The following is a 17,779-nucleotide window of genomic DNA, read 5'->3' as shown; positions in this document are numbered from 1 at the left end:
TTCACCGTTGCCGGCGTACTCCCCAGGTGGATCACTTAACGCTTTCGCTGTGCCGCTTACAGTGTATCGCAAACAGCTAGTGATCATCGTTTACTGCGTGGACTACCAGGGTATCTAATCCTGTTTGATCCCCACGCTTTCGTGCATCAGCGTCAGTAATGGCTTGGCAGGCTGCCTTCGCAATCGGGGTTCTGCGTGATATCTATGCATTTCACCGCTACACCACGCATTCCGCCTGCCTCAAACATACTCAAGCCCCCCAGTTTCAACGGCAATTCTATGGTTGAGCCACAGACTTTCACCGCTGACTTAAAAGGCCGCCTACGCACCCTTTAAACCCAATAAATCCGGATAACGCTCGGATCCTCCGTATTACCGCGGCTGCTGGCACGGAGTTAGCCGATCCTTATTCATAAGGTACATACAAAACGGGACACGTCCCGCACTTTATTCCCTTATAAAAGAGGTTTACGATCCATAGAACCTTCATCCCTCACGCGACTTGGCTGGTTCAGGCTTACGCCCATTGACCAATATTCCTCACTGCTGCCTCCCGTAGGAGTTTGGTCCGTGTCTCAGTACCAATGTGGGGGACCTTCCTCTCAGAACCCCTATCCATCGTCGGTTTGGTGGGCCGTTACCCCGCCAACTGCCTAATGGAACGCATGCCTATCTATCAGCGATGAATCTTTAGCAAATATCCCCATGCGGGGCCCCTGCTTCATGCGGTATTAGTCCGACTTTCGCCGGGTTATCCCCCTCTGATAGGCAAGTTGCATACGCGTTACTCACCCGTGCGCCGGTCGCCGGCGGGTATCGCTACCCCCGCTGCCCCTCGACTTGCATGTGTTAAGCCTGTCGCTAGCGTTCATCCTGAGCCAGGATCAAACTCTTCGTTGTTTAAATTGTTTCTTAATATCCTCGCTCCGGAATCCGTTATTGTAGTCCAAAGTCATACTTTTTGACGGTATCAATCCGGAAAATTAATTTTCCTAATACTTGTACTACTTGTTGAATTATGTAAATCTCTCAAAGAACTCTTTTGTCGCTTTCGTTTTGCGAACGTGGCTGCAAAGATAAGGACTTTTATTTTAAACTTCCAAATTATTTCGGAACTTTTTTTTCTAAAAGTTTGTTTCATCATTTTGGACCGGCGTTCTCTCTCGAATGCGGGTGCAAAAGTAGTGTTATAAAACATAACCTCCAAACTTTTCCGGTATTATTTTTCAAGTTTTTTTCACGAGGGGGATCACGTACGTTAATAATACGTCGATATCCATTCTCGGCTCACATGGCCCACCACGTGGCCTCACGTGTCACCACGTGCACTTAAAACAAGTGCTCCACGAGTACATTTGCACGTATGAAAACGACAAAAACGATCTTGGCCCCGATAGGAAATCACACAGAAAAAACGGCTTTTAGCTCATGAAATCATGCGAAATGCACTTGGTTTTAGTGCTTTCGGATCACGTAAACGTGGGTAAGGACCCATTATATCGCCCCCCAAAGACCCCAAAAAGCCGAAGAGGGAAGAACCACACAAACAACTGTATATCCACATGTTAAGGCATCAGGAAAATTCCCCGGTAAAAATCCTAGGGCGCAAAAGGCGCATCTTTACGCTTTCAAAGAAACATTTTTAGAAAAATAATATTTACATCACTCTACAGACAAGAGGGGTATAAACGTTATTTACAGAAAAAGTTTTAGAAACATACGTAAAGATGCGCCCCTTGCGCCCTAACCTATCAGCAACATCCCTAATACGGGATACAAAAAAGTCAATGGGACACGGCCGTAAAGTCATTGAGAAACCATCTCTATTCCATTGACTTTACCACCGTTTCCCATTGAGATACTATCGCAAACCAGACACTTCAAGGACGGAAACTCATTCCCCGAAAAGAAACTTACAATCCCGTTCGGCCGCCGGTCTCGTCCAATCCTGCGGGATCATTTGCCATTGGTTTAAAGGTTGTGGGCTAAGTACACCCTTTTCCTTTATATATTGAATCATATAATAACGGAGGTCTTTATCGGTCGAATGAATGATACGACTCTTTAACTCGTCTTGGGGAATGCCGGCCCCTTTCGTCAATAACTCACCTCCTCCATTACCTCGGTAAGAGTTAAGAGCTACTTTATACGTTTTATTCTCGTCGAAAGGCTTACCATCCGCCATTTTCAAGATCGTGATCTTCTCGCCCTTGGGTTTCGTTACATCCACGGTGTAAATGATACCAGCTGCGGAGTCAAAGTTAAAACTGAAGTTGACGAATGAGACATAATTCTCCTGTCCTTTCTTTCTCTCTTTCAATAATAAGACATGATCGTCCGGAGATTTCATCCGGTTGGTCCACATAGCGTATGATTCCTCCAAGAAACCTTTGATCTCGGCTCCCGTCAAATTCATCGTATAAAGCATATTCTCATATTTGTAAAGACTGAACATATCGCTGATCGTGATATCCCCTTTATCTATTTTTGCGTCAAAGGATAACGGGGCGGCAAAAGAGACGTCCGCACCAGTCAACTCCAATTGTAAAGAGTGAATAAAATCAATAAAAGCGGATGGCCCAAAGTAAGCGGGACGGGTCGCGATACTCTCCGTAAAAGTTCCCACCTTCTCGGAGACAAAATCATTCACCGCTTTGTATTGCGGAGCGAATTTCTCCATAAACTCCTTGCTAGGCTCCAACTTATCCACATCCGTCAAAACACCCGATACTTGTTTGTCCAAAACCTTTCCATGCTCCATCTTTAACACGACATCAACGGAACCGACTACACGCCCATTACTTGCCGGATTTATCAATAACACGGAATCTCCCTCGATATTCGCCACCTTACCACAATACCGGCGATGATCATGCCCCATTATAACCACATCGAAGCCCGGAATGCGCTGGGCAACCTCCATCGACGCATCCTCACGGTACTGGCCGGACATGGTACGAGCCTCATTTCCCGCATGAAAGATACCTACCACAACATCCGGTTTCTCCTTCTCCTGAATGATCTTCATCCATTTACGGGCCGTCTCTTCCATATCGGCGAAATAAAGACCTTGCCACAGAGTCTCCGGCAACCATACAGGAATAGCCGGAGTAATCATCCCCAGTACAACGATCTTCACACCGTCACGCTCAAATACCTCATAGGGCTTTAAATAGGTCTCCCGGTCGGAGGTACGGATAATATTGGCACCCAAGATAGGGAAATCACATTGTTTGATCCAACGATCGAAAACGGCATGGCCAGCCTCTACATCATGGTTACCCATATTTCCCGCATTGTACCCCATATAATTCATCATGGCGGAAGCTATATGCGTAGAGACCGTATCCATGAAATTGTAATAATACGCCGAAGGTTGTCCTTGCAAGATATCGCCATTATCCAATAGCAAAAGGTTATCGCCATACGCCCGGCGTTCTTCTTGCACGAACGAATATACCCTTGCCAGACTTCCTCCCCACTCCCGCTGCTCGATAAAATTATACGGGAAGAAATTTCCATGAATATCACTGGTTTCCAATAATTTCAACTTTACTTCCTTCGTTGTCGCCGACAGACCGAGAGCGACCAGCAGCAATAAGGCAATTGAATAAACTCGTCTCATATCAGGATTTTAGATAGATTAATGACGCGAAGATAACGAAATAACCTGTTCGCCCGGTTTCAACGGGATTTCTTTTCCATCCCAGATAAATATACCCGTAGTACCTTCCGGCAAGACCAGACGGGCGGTTCCCTCACCTCTTTCATTCAATTTATAAGCGGCGGTCACGCTTCCAAGCGGATGTGGGATCGTACCGGAAACCTCCTTCAGTTTTCCCAAAGACGGAGCGATCCGTATCTTCCTAAATCCGGGAGCATCGCTATCTATCCCCAACAAGATCCGGTAAAACTCGATATTCGGACTGGCTCCCCAAGCATGGCAATCAGAACGGGATGGCTCCGGCATCTCTGCCCATGTGGTCAATCCCAACGCCATCTGATCCCGCCATATTTGTAAGTTATCCAAGAACTGATCCCCTAAACCGGAAGCTTTCAACGCTTGATTCAAGTAATAACGGAAATAGATCGTACACTGGATCAAGCTCGTATCCGCCAAGGTTTGGTTCATCACCTTTACGGCCTCCTCCCCTTTCGTAACCCCAGTCAAGATCGCCAAGGCGTTCACATGCTGGGAATAGCTGCGATGATCCTGCGTATCGGCGAATAGATTACGGGCAGCGTCCCAATATTTCGGGCGGATCGTCTTACGCATCTCGGTAGCGATCTTCCGGTAATGATCCGCCATGGCAGGGAGGCCGATCGCTTGTTCCATCTCCGCCGCAAACTCCAAGGTCATTATATACATCAAATCTTGGAGCGCCGAGTTTCCCTCTTTCTCCCGTATCGGCTCGCCATAATCAAAACCGGCCGCCCAATCCACGAAGAACCAATGAGGAACGTACGACAAACTATAATCCGGCTTCAACCATTGCTCGTACCACGACAAAACCTGACGGTAAGCGGGAAGCAAGGTCTTCATGTATGCCTCATCCCCACGGTACATCCAATAATCGTGCCCCATACAAATCCACCAGAGAGAGAACGAGGATATAAACTGATGTACGCTAGACGGATATCGGCTCATCGTAATCCCTTCCGCCACCATGGACTGCCGTCCTTGCTCTAGAGCATTCTTCACCATATAAGGGTCTGATGTATTATACATGGAAATCATTGCCTGTATGCGTGTATCCCCGAAATATTGCAGTTGCTCGTAATACGGGCAGTCCATATACGTCTCATTGGCGCACAGACGGGCGGTACGCCATCCTATCTCGAGCATACGGCCCAGCTCCTCATGTCCCGGAGCGGAGAAAGCGGTCTCGTTACGGAAAGGATAGGCGGAGAAAGTCCCATACATATCCTCGATCACCAAAGGCTCGGAAGCCGTCTTCACTTTCAACTCCACATATCTCCATGTACGCCACCACAGGGAGGTGAAGAGACGATTATCTCCCCCATCAGCCAGTATCTTATCCCCGTACCCGATAAACTGCTTATCCGTCAACTCGTCCCGATGTCCCTTGCCATTCAACGCATACGATTTAGTGGTCGATTCCTCTTCTTGCTTATAGAGGGCTTCCGAATAACCGATATGGATCTCGGCCTCCTTTCCTTTGCTGAAGGCTAAGGAGAAATAACCCGTCGTCAGGTAATCATTATCCAGAAGCAAGCGGACCTCCGTATTCGCCGGGATCGTCAAAGCTTTTGGCCAGTAAGGAAATCCTTGCGGGCATTCGATCCCTTCCGACCGGCGGAGCTTGGCCAGACGCTCGATCCGGCTGTCCATCGGAGGTATCGGGCTAGGAACCAGCAACCGTCCCGGGTAATCTCTCGATCCTTTCGTGGCACCCTCCATGCCCCGTACGGCCTTCTCCCATTTCCTGTCGTCGTAATCCGGTTGTTCCCAGCCCCAAGGATAAGCGGAGGCTTCCAGTTCCTCGCCCGGGCCAGCCACGTAATACCCCAATACCTGCCATTCGGTCCAAGGAGCATACGCCTTATTACGCAGGCAGACCCAAGTGGTATCCGTATTTACCACCGCCTCATGCCCCGTATTGCCTTGCAGGATAAAACCCGTCTGATCGTAACTGATCTGGGCGACAGGTTTACGCTCGGCATAATTCCAGACAACGGAGGCCAGCGTATTCTTCCCTTTCCTCAGATAAGGAGCCAGATCCACCGTCTCGAAACTCCAGTTATAGATATCCCCACGGGCCGGACCCAAGGATACCAATTTCCCGTTTACATATAATTTATAACGGTTATCGGCGGAAACATGGACGATAAACCGGGAAGGAACCACCTCCAGATCGAACGATTTACGAAAATGATAGACCCCATATACATTCGGAGCCTCACCCGGGTAGGAGATCCAACGGGCTTTCCATCGTCCCTCGAAAAGAGAAGGATCGATCTTCTCCTGATTATACCCTTTCAGGCTAATCTGGGAGGAAAGGGAGAAGGCTTGAAACACAAAAAGCAAAAGGAATAAATAGGTTTTCATACAAACACGGTATTATTTGAGATTAACGATCCGAACAAAGGTACAAAAAAAGAGAAAGCGCCAAAAGAACTTTTGCCTTTTGACGCTTTCCCTCACAATATACCGGATACCCGGTCCTCCATTAGAAGAATATCTCCGGCTCCCGGCGTGCGCTAAAGTTCTTATGGAGCATCGCCGTGTAAGGAGTATCGAAAGTACGTGCGCCCTCGGGACACTCTTTCACGCAGGCGCAACATTTGATACATAGGTTCGGGTCGCTATACATACCCTCGTCTGCCAAGGATATCGCATGTGTAGGACACACATCCACGCAATACTCACATTGCGTACATAAATCGTTATCCGTAACAGGAGCTTGAGGAGTGGAAGGGCCTTTCACCCGATACGGGAAATTACCTTTCACCTCCAAGGCGGACAAGCATTCCACGCAGGAAACCTTCTCCAGCTCCTCGATAATCTTTTTCCCGAATTCCGTAGCCTGCTTAAGATCCGACTCGTCCGGACGCCCCTCGGCAATGGGCATCCCCTTGCGGCTGAAAGAATGCTCGCCGATAAACGCTCCGGCAGCCACAGGTACGAACCCCTGCTCCGACACTAAATCACAGAGCTCTTTCAAGGCATCCTCATAATCCCGGTTCCCATACAGTACCACGGGGACTACCGGCGCATGGTGGGCAGAACGGAACATGCGAAAACGTTCCATGGCAGTCTCCGCCACACGGCCACCGTATACAGGAGCGGCTATAATCGTCAGCTCATCATCAATATACTCTTCCATATCCAGACTCTCACAAGTGACATCAGACTCGGACATCGAAGTGGCACCCATTCCTTCCGCTATCGCATAAGCGATCTTGGCGGACGTGTGTGTCGGAGAAAAATAAATTAAATGTATGTTACTATATTTCATGATTCTTATTTTAACGCACCCTCTATTTTAGTCATTAACTCAGCAAATTCCTCATCGGTATAGCCTTTGCTCGTATAAATGATCTTCCCGTCTTTTCCGACCAAATAGCCACGAGGGATCAAGTTCTTGGCGAAAGCGCCGAAAATAGCCCGGTCCTTATCGGGATACAATGGAAAATCGAAGCCTTTTTTCTCGTTATATTTCTGTAGATCGGCATCGGAATGCTCACGCCCGATCACCAAGAGAACGAAGTCCTTGTTGTTCTTGTATTTCGGCCAGAGGGTTTGTTGGACAGCGGCCAATTCTTTTTGGCAAGGAGGACACCAAGTGGCGAAAAAATTCACGAGGATCACTTTTCCCTTCAACGAAGCGGACTGCAACTTACTCCCGTTGTCGGAAACAATCGTAAATGACGGCATAGTATCACCGACCTTCACGATATCGGAATTATCCTCCTGAGCTTTGCCTACGAAAGCCAATAACGCTAGTAAACTAACCAATAAATACTTCTTCATAACCTTAATCATTTCTCGTTTAGGATTCAGCGACAAAGATACATTAAAATTCTCATCAAACCGCATAATTCTAAGGCTTACGAAAGTTCTACGGTGCCGTACCTACCCCTCGACAGCTCTTCTAAAAGTTCTAGGGGGTTAGATGTTAAAAAAAACGTACGTGAAACCCGGAGATGTCACGTACGCTGATATCATGCAAACCCGGAGAAAGATTTACCGCAGACTTTGCGCTAAGTCATAACCGGCTTTCAACGCCTTTAGGTTCATATTAACTATATCCTCGCCCTTACGACCGAATATCTGACGGATTCCCGCCTCGATCTTATCATACTCGATCCCGATAAATGGGGCAGCTGCACCCAACATCACGATATTGGCGGCACGGACAGAACCCGCTTCCTTGGCGATCTCCTCCACGTCCAATACGACCTTGTGAGGGAGCCTGTCCAACTCGGCGTTCACTTTCTCGATCTCCGGATAGTTCGGGATGTTCACGAACGGACGGGAGTTCGTCACCAGCCAACCCTCTTTCTTCAGGTAAGGCAGATAACGCAAGCTCTCCATCGGTTCCAAAGAGATGATCAAATCGGCGTGGCCCTTCGGGATCAAGTCCGAGGCGATCGGCTCGTCGGAAAGACGCAGGTTAGACTGCACGTCTCCCCCCCGTTGACTCATACCGTGTACTTCCGCTTGCTTCATATACAGACCTTCTTTTAAGGCAGCTTCTCCAATAACGGCGGCGATAGAAAGGATACCCTGTCCTCCTACGCCTGATAGTATAATATCTGTTTTCATTTCTTGCTTGCTTTTTTCTTTCTGGTTAATGTCTGGATACACTCACGGCGAGGGATCAATACGGATACGCCCTTGTACTCGATTTCCTCACGGATGATAGACTTCATCTCCTCGAAGTTCTTTTTTAAAGGAACCATCACACGGATGTGAGCCGGGTCCACACCGATACCGGCGCAGATAGATTCCAGACGTCCCGTTCCGGCGGAATCCTGCCCTCCGGTCATGGCCGTTGTCTCATTATCGGAGATAACGATGGTGATATTCGTGTTCTCGTTCACGCAATCCAGCAAACCAGTCATACCGGAATGGGTAAACGTAGAATCGCCAATCACGGAGATAGCCGGGAATACACCCGCGTCGGAAGCACCCTTCGCCATCGTGATAGAGGCCCCCATATCGATACAAGAATCGATCGCACGGAAAGGAGGCAAAGCTCCCAAGGTATAACAGCCGATATCGCCAAACACCTTAGCCGTACCGTTATACTCGGCGATCACCTCGTTCAAGGCCTCATACATATCCCGGTGTCCACAACCTTGGCACAATGCGGGCGGACGTTGCTCAACCACCTCGGGGATCGCATAATAGCTCTGGATCTCCTTACCCAAGGCTTTGCCTACCGCGTCTGGCGTAAGCTCGCCGTCACGCTGAAGCGTACCGTCCAGACGGCCATGAACCGTCACGCCTTTCGCCAAGAAACCTTTTAATTGCTCTTCAACGACCGGATATCCCTCTTCCAACACCAAGATCTCCTTACACTCGCCAACGATCTTCTCCACTTGCTTTCTCGGAAGCGGATACTGGGAGATCTTCAATACGGGATGCTCGAAACCGTCCGGATAATTCTCGGAAAGATAATTGAAAGCGATACCCGTCGTGATGATACCCAAGTCTTTATTCGGGGCATCGAAATACTTATTATATGCGGAATTCTCGGAAGCTTCCGTGAAAGCCTCTTGAGACGCCAGCAAACTCTTGAAACGTTTACGGGCCAATGCCGGGAGTAAGATAAAACGTTGACGACCGTCTTCCGGACAATTCATCCGGTTCTCCGGCTTCAACGGGCTGGTTACGACACCGGCACGAGAATGCGCCATACGGGTCGTTACACGCAGCAAGATAGGATACCCTAATTTCTCGGATAACTCGAATCCATGATATACCATATCATAAGCCTCTTGCTGGCTGGATGGCTCAAACATCGGGATCATGGCGAAATTGCCATAAACACGGTTGTCTTGCTCATTCTGGGAAGAGTGCATGGATGGGTCGTCGGCCGTAAGGATGATCATACCTCCGTTGATACCGCTCATAGCGGCGTTCATAAAGCAATCGGCGGCTACATTCAAACCCACGTGCTTCATGCAGCAAAGCGCACGTTTACCGGCATAGCACATACCCAAAGCGGCTTCCATGGCGGTTTTCTCATTTGTGCTCCAGCGACAATGGATACCTCTTTCCTTCGTTACCGGAGAACCTTGGATATATTCTGTGATTTCAGTAGAAGGGGTTCCCGGGTATGCGTACACCCCGGAGATTCCAGCGTCTATAGCGGCTTGCGCTATGGCCTCGTCCCCCAAAAATAAATGTTTTTCCATGTGTATCTGTTTTCTTAATATTGACTATTCACACTATTTAGCTGCCAAAGGTAATGAAAAATGTTCAATTTAGAATGAGAGACTTATGATTTATACTAGATCCATTACCGTATCCGGCGCCTATTCAACTCCGCCCGATACCGGTTGGCATTGCGGTTATGCTCCGCCAACGTCACGGCGAAATTATGCCGTCCCGAGAAATCCTCCTTAGCGCACATGTATAAGTATTTATGTTTCGTATGATTCAATACGCTATTCAAGCCCTTGATAGTAGGAATCCGTAGAGGACCGGGAGGTAGGCCCGCATATTTATAGGTATTATAGGGAGAATCTATTTCCAAATGCTCAAATAAGATACGTTGCAAAGAAAAATCCCCCACCGCAAACTTTACGGTAGGGTCCGCCTGTAAAGGAATACCGGCACGAAGGCGGTTGATATAAAGACCCGCCACGATTGGATATTCGTCCGATGCCGCCGTCTCCTCTTCTACGATAGAAGCCAAGATAGATACCTCAACTGGAGTAAGCCCGATCTCCTCTGCCTTTTTCAATCGTTCCGGTGTCCAGAAAGCGTCATATTCACGCTTCATGCGACGTATAAATTTATCCGCGGATATATTCCAATAAATCTCATAGGTATTAGGAATGAAAAGGGCATGGATCGTTTCCGGGGTAAAACCTAAAGAGTCGCAATACACGGAATCATTCAATAGACGCAGGAGATTTTCCTTCCCGAACATCAATTGATCACTTATACGTTCCGCCAAATCTTCCTTGAAACGGATATTATTAAAAGTAACTCGGGTCGCTACTTGATGTCCTCTCCGCAAGTCATTCAATAAGGTTAAATTACTCATGCCGGGTTTCACGGCGTATCGACCGGTACGCATGGACGCAGGATACTTCAACAATCCACTCAATTGCTTAAAGCTACCGATACGGAGACAGTTCGCCGAATCACTCAACTGCCGGCAAAGATCATCAAAATCCTTTTTATCATCTATATAGACATAGACCGTCTTATCCGGCTTAAAATTCGGAGCCCAAGCCAAACGGTACACCCAAAAGCCTCCACCGCCTATCAAAACAACGAGAATCGCTATCAAGGCGATAATTATCGGACGCCTCGATAAAATTTGTTTGTTCAAATCCATGAATAATCTATTGAATATCAGAATAAGGCACAAAAGTAGTATCTTTTTTCGAAAAAAATGATGTGCAAAGCCTTGTTTATTTAAAATTATAGTTCTACCTTTGCATCGCAATTCTAAGGAAGAAGCACAGAACACACAAGGAAGTGTGGGTGAGTGGCTGAAACCACCAGTTTGCTAAACTGACGTACTCGTTAGGGTACCGGGGGTTCGAATCCCCCCGCTTCCGCAAAGAGCCAACTAATAAATTTATTAGTTGGTTTTTTTGTTTTTAAGCCAACCGAATTAAAGTGTTTCATATATTTGTCATATTTGAACTTATCGTAAGTCGATCTGTTATTAAAAGGAGATAATTAAATATATACATTATGACAATTGCTTTTATCCGAACATATAACAATAAGCAAAACTCCGAGGTCCAAGAAGCTGTGATCCGGGAATTTGCAGAATCTCAGAAGATAGAGATCGGGAAGTGGGCTAAAGAGGTGGGAAATAGTCCTCGTGCGAACCGCAGACTGGAAAGTATTGTCAAATCTTTAAGTCCCGGGGATGAGATACTTGTGTCCGATATATCCCGTGTGAGCCGTAAGATGATCGAGATCATCCATATCATTTTGCTTTGTATAGAGCGAAAGGTAACGCTCCGTAGCGTAAGCGACGGATATGTGTTCGAGGATAATATCGACAGTAAGACTTTGGCCTTTACCTTCGGTCTGGTCTCTGAGATCGAGCGAAAGCTGGTCTCTATCCGTACGAAGGAAGCCCTTGCCTTGATCAGAAGTAAAGGTGTGGTGCTGGGCCGTCCGAAAGGTAGTCAACAAATGGGACGCTTGGAGCCTTATAAGGAACAAATCGAGAAAGACTTGAAAGACCCGAGCTTGACTTACGCTCAGATAGCGGAGAAATACAATGTATCGTTAAGTAGCTTCAAACGCTTTCTGAAAGAGTATCTTCCCGATAAGAAAAAGAAGAAGACTAAAAAATAAGAAAAGCTCCTTTCACCTCTGCTAAGTATATTAGCATTCAGTAGTGAAAGGAGCTTGTTTTTTTATTTCTCTATACGGATACGGGCGTCTACAGCGAACAAGCCTCTATCCGTAGCCACCAACGGATTTATATCCATTTCCTTTATCTCGCTGGCAAAACGCAATAAGGTAGAGAGGCGAACGATAATGTCCGCATATTGTTGCTCGTCGATACCCTTTTGCCCACGTGTACCTTTAATGATCGGATACCCTCTCAAAGAACGAATCATTGAATAAGTCTCATCGTATGACAACGGAGCCAAACCATAAGACACATCTTTCAATACCTCCACGAAGATTCCACCCAACCCGCAAAGTACCACATGGCCGAAACGATCCTCATATTTAGCTCCCAAGAATAATTCCTGTCCTTTCAACATCGGTTGTACCATGATGCCCGTAACACCCGGCAGACGCATCATACGTTCATACTCGAACAATAAATGCTCTTCTCCACGGATATTCAAGGCCACACCACCGATATCGCTCTTATGCACAGGCCCTACAACCTTGGCTACCACCGGATATTTCACCTTCTTGGCAAAAGCCAGCAACGCATCCCTATCATCCGAAGCATATTCCTCCACTAACGGGATATTAGCGGCACGCAACAATGTACGCACTTCCTCCGGATTTAAATAACCGCTACCCGGCAACCGATCTATGATACGACGAACTTCCGGTACATCCACGCCATATAGCTGGATATCCGTGCTCATCGGTTTCGGCGTATTGATCACCCGTGAAAGGGCAGTACCCAATGTCACCTCGTCCGAGAAGTTCACATGGCCTTTCTTGACAAAGCTCTTCACCTCCGGTCCGGCCGTTACGATAGACGGTAATATCGGGAAGATCGGCTTCTTGCACTCTTCCATCTTTTTATGAAGTACCTCGTAGGTATCATAAAGTTTTACCAAACCGGGACTACCGAAGATGACCATCATCAAATCCACATTATCGAAACGATTCTCACAGAAATCGATGGCTGTAGCCAGATGTTCCGGTGTCCCCGTACCGATAATATCAATCGGATTACCGACAGCGGCACCCGGATACAGTTTGGATTTCAACTCATCAGCGATAGGGCCTTCCAAACTAGGGACATTCAAACGCCCCTTGGATAAGGCGTCCGCCAGCATTACCGCAGGCCCTCCGGCATGTGTCACGATCGCACAATTCTTCCCTTTCACGTCTTTCAAGGTAAAGATACTCGCCACGGTAGTCAATTCCTCACGGCTAAAACAACGCACGATACCCGCCTTACGGAACAAAGCCTCCACGGCAGAGTCCGAACTAGCGATAGCGCCCGTATGCGAAGAGGCAGCTCGCTTTCCCGACTCCGTACTTCCCGCCTTGATAGCGGCGATCTTGCATCCCTTACGTATCAAGGAAGACGCATGATACAACAATTTATCCGGTTGCTTGATTTGCTCGATATACAACATCTTGATCTTGGAATCCAATACCGGATCAAAGTTCCGATCCATATATTCAAGGATATCCTCTACTCCATTCTGCTTGGAGTTCCCAACCGACCAAACAGAAGAGAAACGCAGCCCTTTTGTCAGCGCCGACTCGATAATGAACAAGGCCGTACCGCCGGAGCTAGAGATGAAATCCACGCCATCGGGATGAAATTCCGGTATCGGTTGCGTAAACACGCCATGATAATTCATATTCATCAACCCGATACAGTTCGGGCCGATCAAGGAGGCTCCCGCCTCATTCACGACATCCAGCATCTGTTGCTCCAAAATACCGCCCTCGTGTGTCTCCTCGCCGAAGCCGGCCGAGATCACGATAAAAGCTTTTACCCCCTTTTGCCGGGCCAGCACTTCCATCACCTCGGGGCACGATTTACTCGGAATCGAGATGATCGCCAACTCCGTCTCCGGGATATCATGTACAGAAGGATAAGACTTGACGCCTTGCACGTCTGTCTCCTTGGCGTTTACCACACATAATTCTCCTTTATATTTTCCATCCAACAGGTTTCGCACGATACGACCGCCCGGTTTATGTACGTTGTTGGAACCTCCCACCACTACGATGCTTTGAGGATTAATCAATTCTCGGTTAATCATAACATTTTGATTAGTTAGATTCAATGAATGGGAGCAAATATAGTTTTTTTCTCCATTTATTCATTAAAACCCGGGGTATTTATTTACACTTTGCACTCTCTGTCTGCAACCAGTCACACCATGCATCCATCCCGTCTCCTTTCGTGGCGGACACCTCGAATATCTGGAGATGGTGATTTACCTTCAAGGCGTTTTCCCGAAGCACTTCCACTTTTGTATTCAGATAAGGAGCCAGATCAATCTTGTTGATTACGCAGATATCTGCCTCCTGAAAGATATGTGGGTATTTCAACGGTTTATCATCTCCCTCCGTCGTACTCACGATAACGACTTTCTTGGACTCTCCGAGATCGAACATGGCCGGACAGACCAGATTGCCGACATTCTCTATAAAAAGGATCGCTCCCTCCTTCGGATTCAGATGCTTAACGGCATGATTGACCATGTCGGCTTCCAAATGACAGCCGGTACCGGTATTTACCTGAAACACGGGAATCTCCAACGCCGCTATACGGTCGGCATCGTTTGAGGTTTGTTGATCGCCTTCTATCACATAGATCGGTCGCTTCGCTTTCAAACGGCGGATCGTCTCTTCCAGCAAGGTTGTCTTACCGGATCCGGGCGAACTCATCAAGTTCAGGCAGAACAGGTTCTTAGCCTCGAAATATCCCCGGTTTCGCTCCGCCAATAAGTTGTTACGTTGAAGTATATCTTGTTCCAGATTGATTACGATCCCTTCATCAGGATGGTGATGATGTTCATGGCCATGAGAATGCTCATGCGTATGATCGTGATGGTGATGATGCTCTCCGCATCCGCAAGTTCCGCACATAGTATTTAAGTTTTTATTTCATTAATATATCATTCCTTTTTAATAACAATCGACTTCACCCGAAGTTCCTTCCCTTTAAGGATTTTAACTAAATAGGAGCCACAATGGGGACAAGGGGAAAACAAGGCGTTCATTGGGAAAATGGTCTCACAGTCGCTACACTGTCCTTCCCCCTCAATATAATGACGGATAATCCGGGCCTTTTCCAGCTTGCTACCTTTTATGGCGCTATCCAATGCGAACTCTAAGGTTTGGATCTCTACGCCGGACAAATGTCCTATCTCTAACTCCAACTCTTCGACCACCGAGGCTCCCCGGTTATCCGCTTGTTCCTCGACCAGCTCCACGATGCTACGGGCTATAGACAACTCATGCATATCTGATCTCTTTTAAAAGGGAGTCACCGAGGCGATCGTTAATTGCCCCACGGCTATCCCCCCATCGTTACAAGGTATACGAGACGGAATATAGACGGGGACCCCAGCCATGATGAACTGTCTCCTCATCGACTCCGTCAATAATTTATTCTGGAAACATCCTCCCGAGATAACCACTTGTGTCGCTTTCGTCCGTTTAATCAACAAGCGGGCTTTCTGCACGAACAAGGAAGCCAATGTCGTATGGAAACGGGCGGATATCAAGCTCACCGGGACCTCGTTCGTCTTATCATGCAATAATGCCTCAAACAAAGAATAAAAAGAGATTTCCTCTCCCTCCGCCGAGACTGGATACGCATAAGCGTTCCTCTCTCCCATCGCCGCTTGCTCCAATAAGACCGGAGCCTCCGCTTGGTGGCTGGAGACATCACAAATCCCCAATAAAGAAGCTACCGCATCAAACAGCCGGCCAGCGCTGGATGTATAGGGTGTATTCACACCTTTCTCCATCATTCGTTCAAGCATAGCGATCCTTTCCGTGCCTATGCGTTCCACGAAATCGGCCGGATAAGGAATACCCGACGGTTCGTCCTTGAAATAATGCCACAAATAGGCGACAACCATTCGCCATGGCTCCTCAGCCGCCTTGTCGCCTCCCGGTAACGGGACATACTCAAAATGGGAAAGGCGACGGTATTTCGCTCGGTCACAAAAGAAGAACTCGCCTCCCCAAACCTTACCATCATCACCCAGACCTGTCCCATCCATCACGATAGCGAGAACCGGCTCATTCAATCCATGCTCCAACATACAAGCAGCGGCATGAGCATGATGATGTTGTACCTTTAATAAAGGTAAGGAAAGAGATTTCGAGATACGTTCCGCCTCTTGGCTGGAAAGATAATCCGGATGCAGGTCACAAACCAATCGCTGGGGATTGAAACGAAACAAATGACGAAACCGCTCCATAGATTCCGTATAGAACCGGAAAGTCTCCCAGTTCTTTAAGTCGCCAATATATTGACTTTGCAGGATCGTCTCTCCTTTCCCCAAAGCGAACGTGTTCACTTTCTCCGCACCGAAAGCCATGATCCCCTCCACATTTGTATCCGTGAAAAAGGGTTCCGGCACATAGCCCCGGGAACGACGGATCAAGCAAGGTTGTCCTCCGCAGACCTGCAATACAGAATCATCTACCCGGTTATGGATCGGGCGATTATGATGCAAGAGGATCGCTACCTTTCCCGTTAATTGCGCCTCCGCATCCTCCGGGGTGATCGCTATCGGCAAATCGCTTAGATTCCCGCTGGTCATTACCAACGCAGGTATCCCTGTACGAGCAAACCAATCGTAATGAATCGGCATATAAGACAACATACATCCTAGCGTATGCATGCCCGGATTGATTCCGGAAGCTAACCGGCTCCGTTGCCTCAGCAGTACGATCGGACGGCGCCAAGAAACTAAGCATCGCTCCTCCATCGGCTCCGTTACCGTATAGACTTGCAGATGTTCCAGATCACGGAACATAACAGCGAATGGTTTGGTATCCCGCTGCTTTATCTCTCGCAGACGGGCAACCGCTCTCTCGTTCGAGGCATCACAAATCAAATGATAGCCTCCGATTCCTTTAGCCGCAATAACCTCTCCACCAAGCAATAAGCGAGAGGTAAGTTTCAATAAGGTCTCATAATCGATATAAGTCTCCTCGTTATAAGTCGCGTAATAAGTCGGGCCACAATGATTGCAAGCGACCGGTTGGGCATGGAAACGGCGATCGATAACATTCGTATATTCTTTCTCACAATCGGGACACATAAGGAAACCGCCCATCGTTGTCTGCGAACGGTCGTAAGGAAGGTCCCGGATAATAGAGAAGCGAGGGCCACAATGCGTACAATTAATAAAAGGATATCCGATTCGATGGGGTTGAGTAGTCCGGTCTCGCATACAATCCGCACAAACAGCGATATCCGGGGAGACCTGCGTGACCTCATCCGATTCTGAATGGCTGGGCGTAATCGTAAAATCGTCAAAATCATCTTCATCCATTTCCGTAGATGTATAGGAGATCCGATGGATATAAGCGACACGAGGATGCTCGGTCCGTATACGACTTATCAGCAAATCCCGATCATCCGGAGTAGCGGCAACCAATATACGTACTCCATTATTCATATTCTCCACACAACCTTTCATCCCCAGATCTTTAGCGATCCGGTAGATAAAAGGGCGAAAACCAACCCCTTGAACCAAGCCTTGAATAATCAACGCATATACTTTATTCTTCGCCATAGCACAAATATAGGAATAAATGTCTAATCAGACACGAATCGACTATCGTATTTACTAAAGAGATATTACCTATCATCTTATAAATAATATTTATCAATTTTATCTTTCCCTCTTAAACATATTAAGT

General features: G+C 47.5%; 12 protein-coding genes, 1 tRNA gene and 1 rRNA gene (1 of these 14 cut by a window edge). 2 read left to right on the top strand and 12 right to left on the bottom strand.

Going from position 1 to position 17,779, the window contains the following annotated elements; all coding sequences use genetic code 11:
• The 8 genes from CI959_RS13890 to mltG all read right to left on the bottom strand — a co-directional run.
• Positions 1-900: ribosomal RNA gene (locus CI959_RS13890) — 16S ribosomal RNA — on the bottom strand; it reaches 625 nt to the left of the window's first position.
• Between the two features lie 994 nt (positions 901-1,894).
• Positions 1,895-3,625: a bifunctional UDP-sugar hydrolase/5'-nucleotidase gene (locus tag CI959_RS13875; RefSeq protein WP_005855046.1), complete on the bottom strand. Its 1,731-nt coding sequence runs from the start codon at positions 3,623-3,625 to the stop codon at positions 1,895-1,897.
• A gap of 18 nt (positions 3,626-3,643) precedes the next feature.
• Positions 3,644-6,070 (bottom strand): alpha-L-rhamnosidase N-terminal domain-containing protein, encoded by a 2,427-nt coding sequence (locus CI959_RS13870; RefSeq protein ID WP_005855044.1) that lies wholly within the window; start codon positions 6,068-6,070, stop codon positions 3,644-3,646.
• A 121-nt stretch (positions 6,071-6,191) separates the two neighbouring features.
• On the bottom strand, positions 6,192-6,980 hold the full coding sequence (locus tag CI959_RS13865; protein ID WP_005855042.1) for a 4Fe-4S binding protein: 789 nt from the start codon (positions 6,978-6,980) through the stop codon (positions 6,192-6,194).
• 5 nt (positions 6,981-6,985) lie between these two features.
• Positions 6,986-7,495 (bottom strand): TlpA disulfide reductase family protein, encoded by a 510-nt coding sequence (locus tag CI959_RS13860; RefSeq protein ID WP_029257199.1) that lies wholly within the window; start codon positions 7,493-7,495, stop codon positions 6,986-6,988.
• Between the two features lie 213 nt (positions 7,496-7,708).
• Positions 7,709-8,290, bottom strand: a complete 582-nt coding sequence (locus CI959_RS13855; protein WP_005855039.1) for an indolepyruvate oxidoreductase subunit beta — start codon at positions 8,288-8,290, stop codon at positions 7,709-7,711.
• Positions 8,287-9,888, bottom strand: a complete 1,602-nt coding sequence (locus CI959_RS13850; protein WP_005855037.1) for a thiamine pyrophosphate-dependent enzyme — start codon at positions 9,886-9,888, stop codon at positions 8,287-8,289. Before CI959_RS13850 ends, CI959_RS13855 begins: the two co-directional genes overlap by 4 nt.
• A gap of 104 nt (positions 9,889-9,992) precedes the next feature.
• Positions 9,993-11,042 carry an endolytic transglycosylase MltG gene (mltG, locus tag CI959_RS13845; RefSeq protein WP_009018288.1) on the bottom strand — a complete coding sequence of 350 codons (1,050 nt, stop codon included), beginning with the start codon at positions 11,040-11,042 and terminating at the stop codon, positions 9,993-9,995.
• A gap of 139 nt (positions 11,043-11,181) precedes the next feature.
• Between mltG and CI959_RS13840 the strand changes: the two genes are divergently transcribed.
• Positions 11,182-11,268, top strand: a tRNA-Ser gene (locus CI959_RS13840).
• A gap of 139 nt (positions 11,269-11,407) precedes the next feature.
• A complete protein-coding gene (locus CI959_RS13835; RefSeq protein WP_005855033.1) occupies positions 11,408-12,025 on the top strand; it encodes a recombinase family protein in 618 nt (205 codons plus the stop codon).
• A gap of 62 nt (positions 12,026-12,087) precedes the next feature.
• Here CI959_RS13835 and CI959_RS13830 read toward each other — a convergent pair whose 3' ends face one another.
• From CI959_RS13830 to hypF, 4 genes are all read right to left on the bottom strand, one after another.
• Positions 12,088-14,148 carry an acetate--CoA ligase family protein gene (locus CI959_RS13830; protein WP_005855031.1) on the bottom strand — a complete coding sequence of 687 codons (2,061 nt, stop codon included), beginning with the start codon at positions 14,146-14,148 and terminating at the stop codon, positions 12,088-12,090.
• Between the two features lie 79 nt (positions 14,149-14,227).
• Positions 14,228-14,980 carry a hydrogenase nickel incorporation protein HypB gene (gene hypB, locus CI959_RS13825; RefSeq protein ID WP_005865052.1) on the bottom strand — a complete coding sequence of 251 codons (753 nt, stop codon included), beginning with the start codon at positions 14,978-14,980 and terminating at the stop codon, positions 14,228-14,230.
• Positions 14,981-15,009: 29 nt separating this feature from the next.
• On the bottom strand, positions 15,010-15,357 hold the full coding sequence (gene hypA / locus CI959_RS13820) for a hydrogenase maturation nickel metallochaperone HypA (protein WP_005855027.1): 348 nt from the start codon (positions 15,355-15,357) through the stop codon (positions 15,010-15,012).
• Between the two features lie 12 nt (positions 15,358-15,369).
• Positions 15,370-17,652: a carbamoyltransferase HypF gene (gene hypF, locus CI959_RS13815; protein WP_057317733.1), complete on the bottom strand. Its 2,283-nt coding sequence runs from the start codon at positions 17,650-17,652 to the stop codon at positions 15,370-15,372.
• Between the last annotated feature and the right edge of the window lie 127 nt (positions 17,653-17,779).

The sequence above is a fragment of the Parabacteroides sp. AT13 genome, from assembly GCF_002272965.1.
GTDB classification, from domain to species: domain Bacteria; phylum Bacteroidota; class Bacteroidia; order Bacteroidales; family Tannerellaceae; genus Parabacteroides; species Parabacteroides distasonis.
Note: the sequence above shows the minus strand (reverse complement) of the source record. Positions and strands in the feature narration are given on the sequence as shown.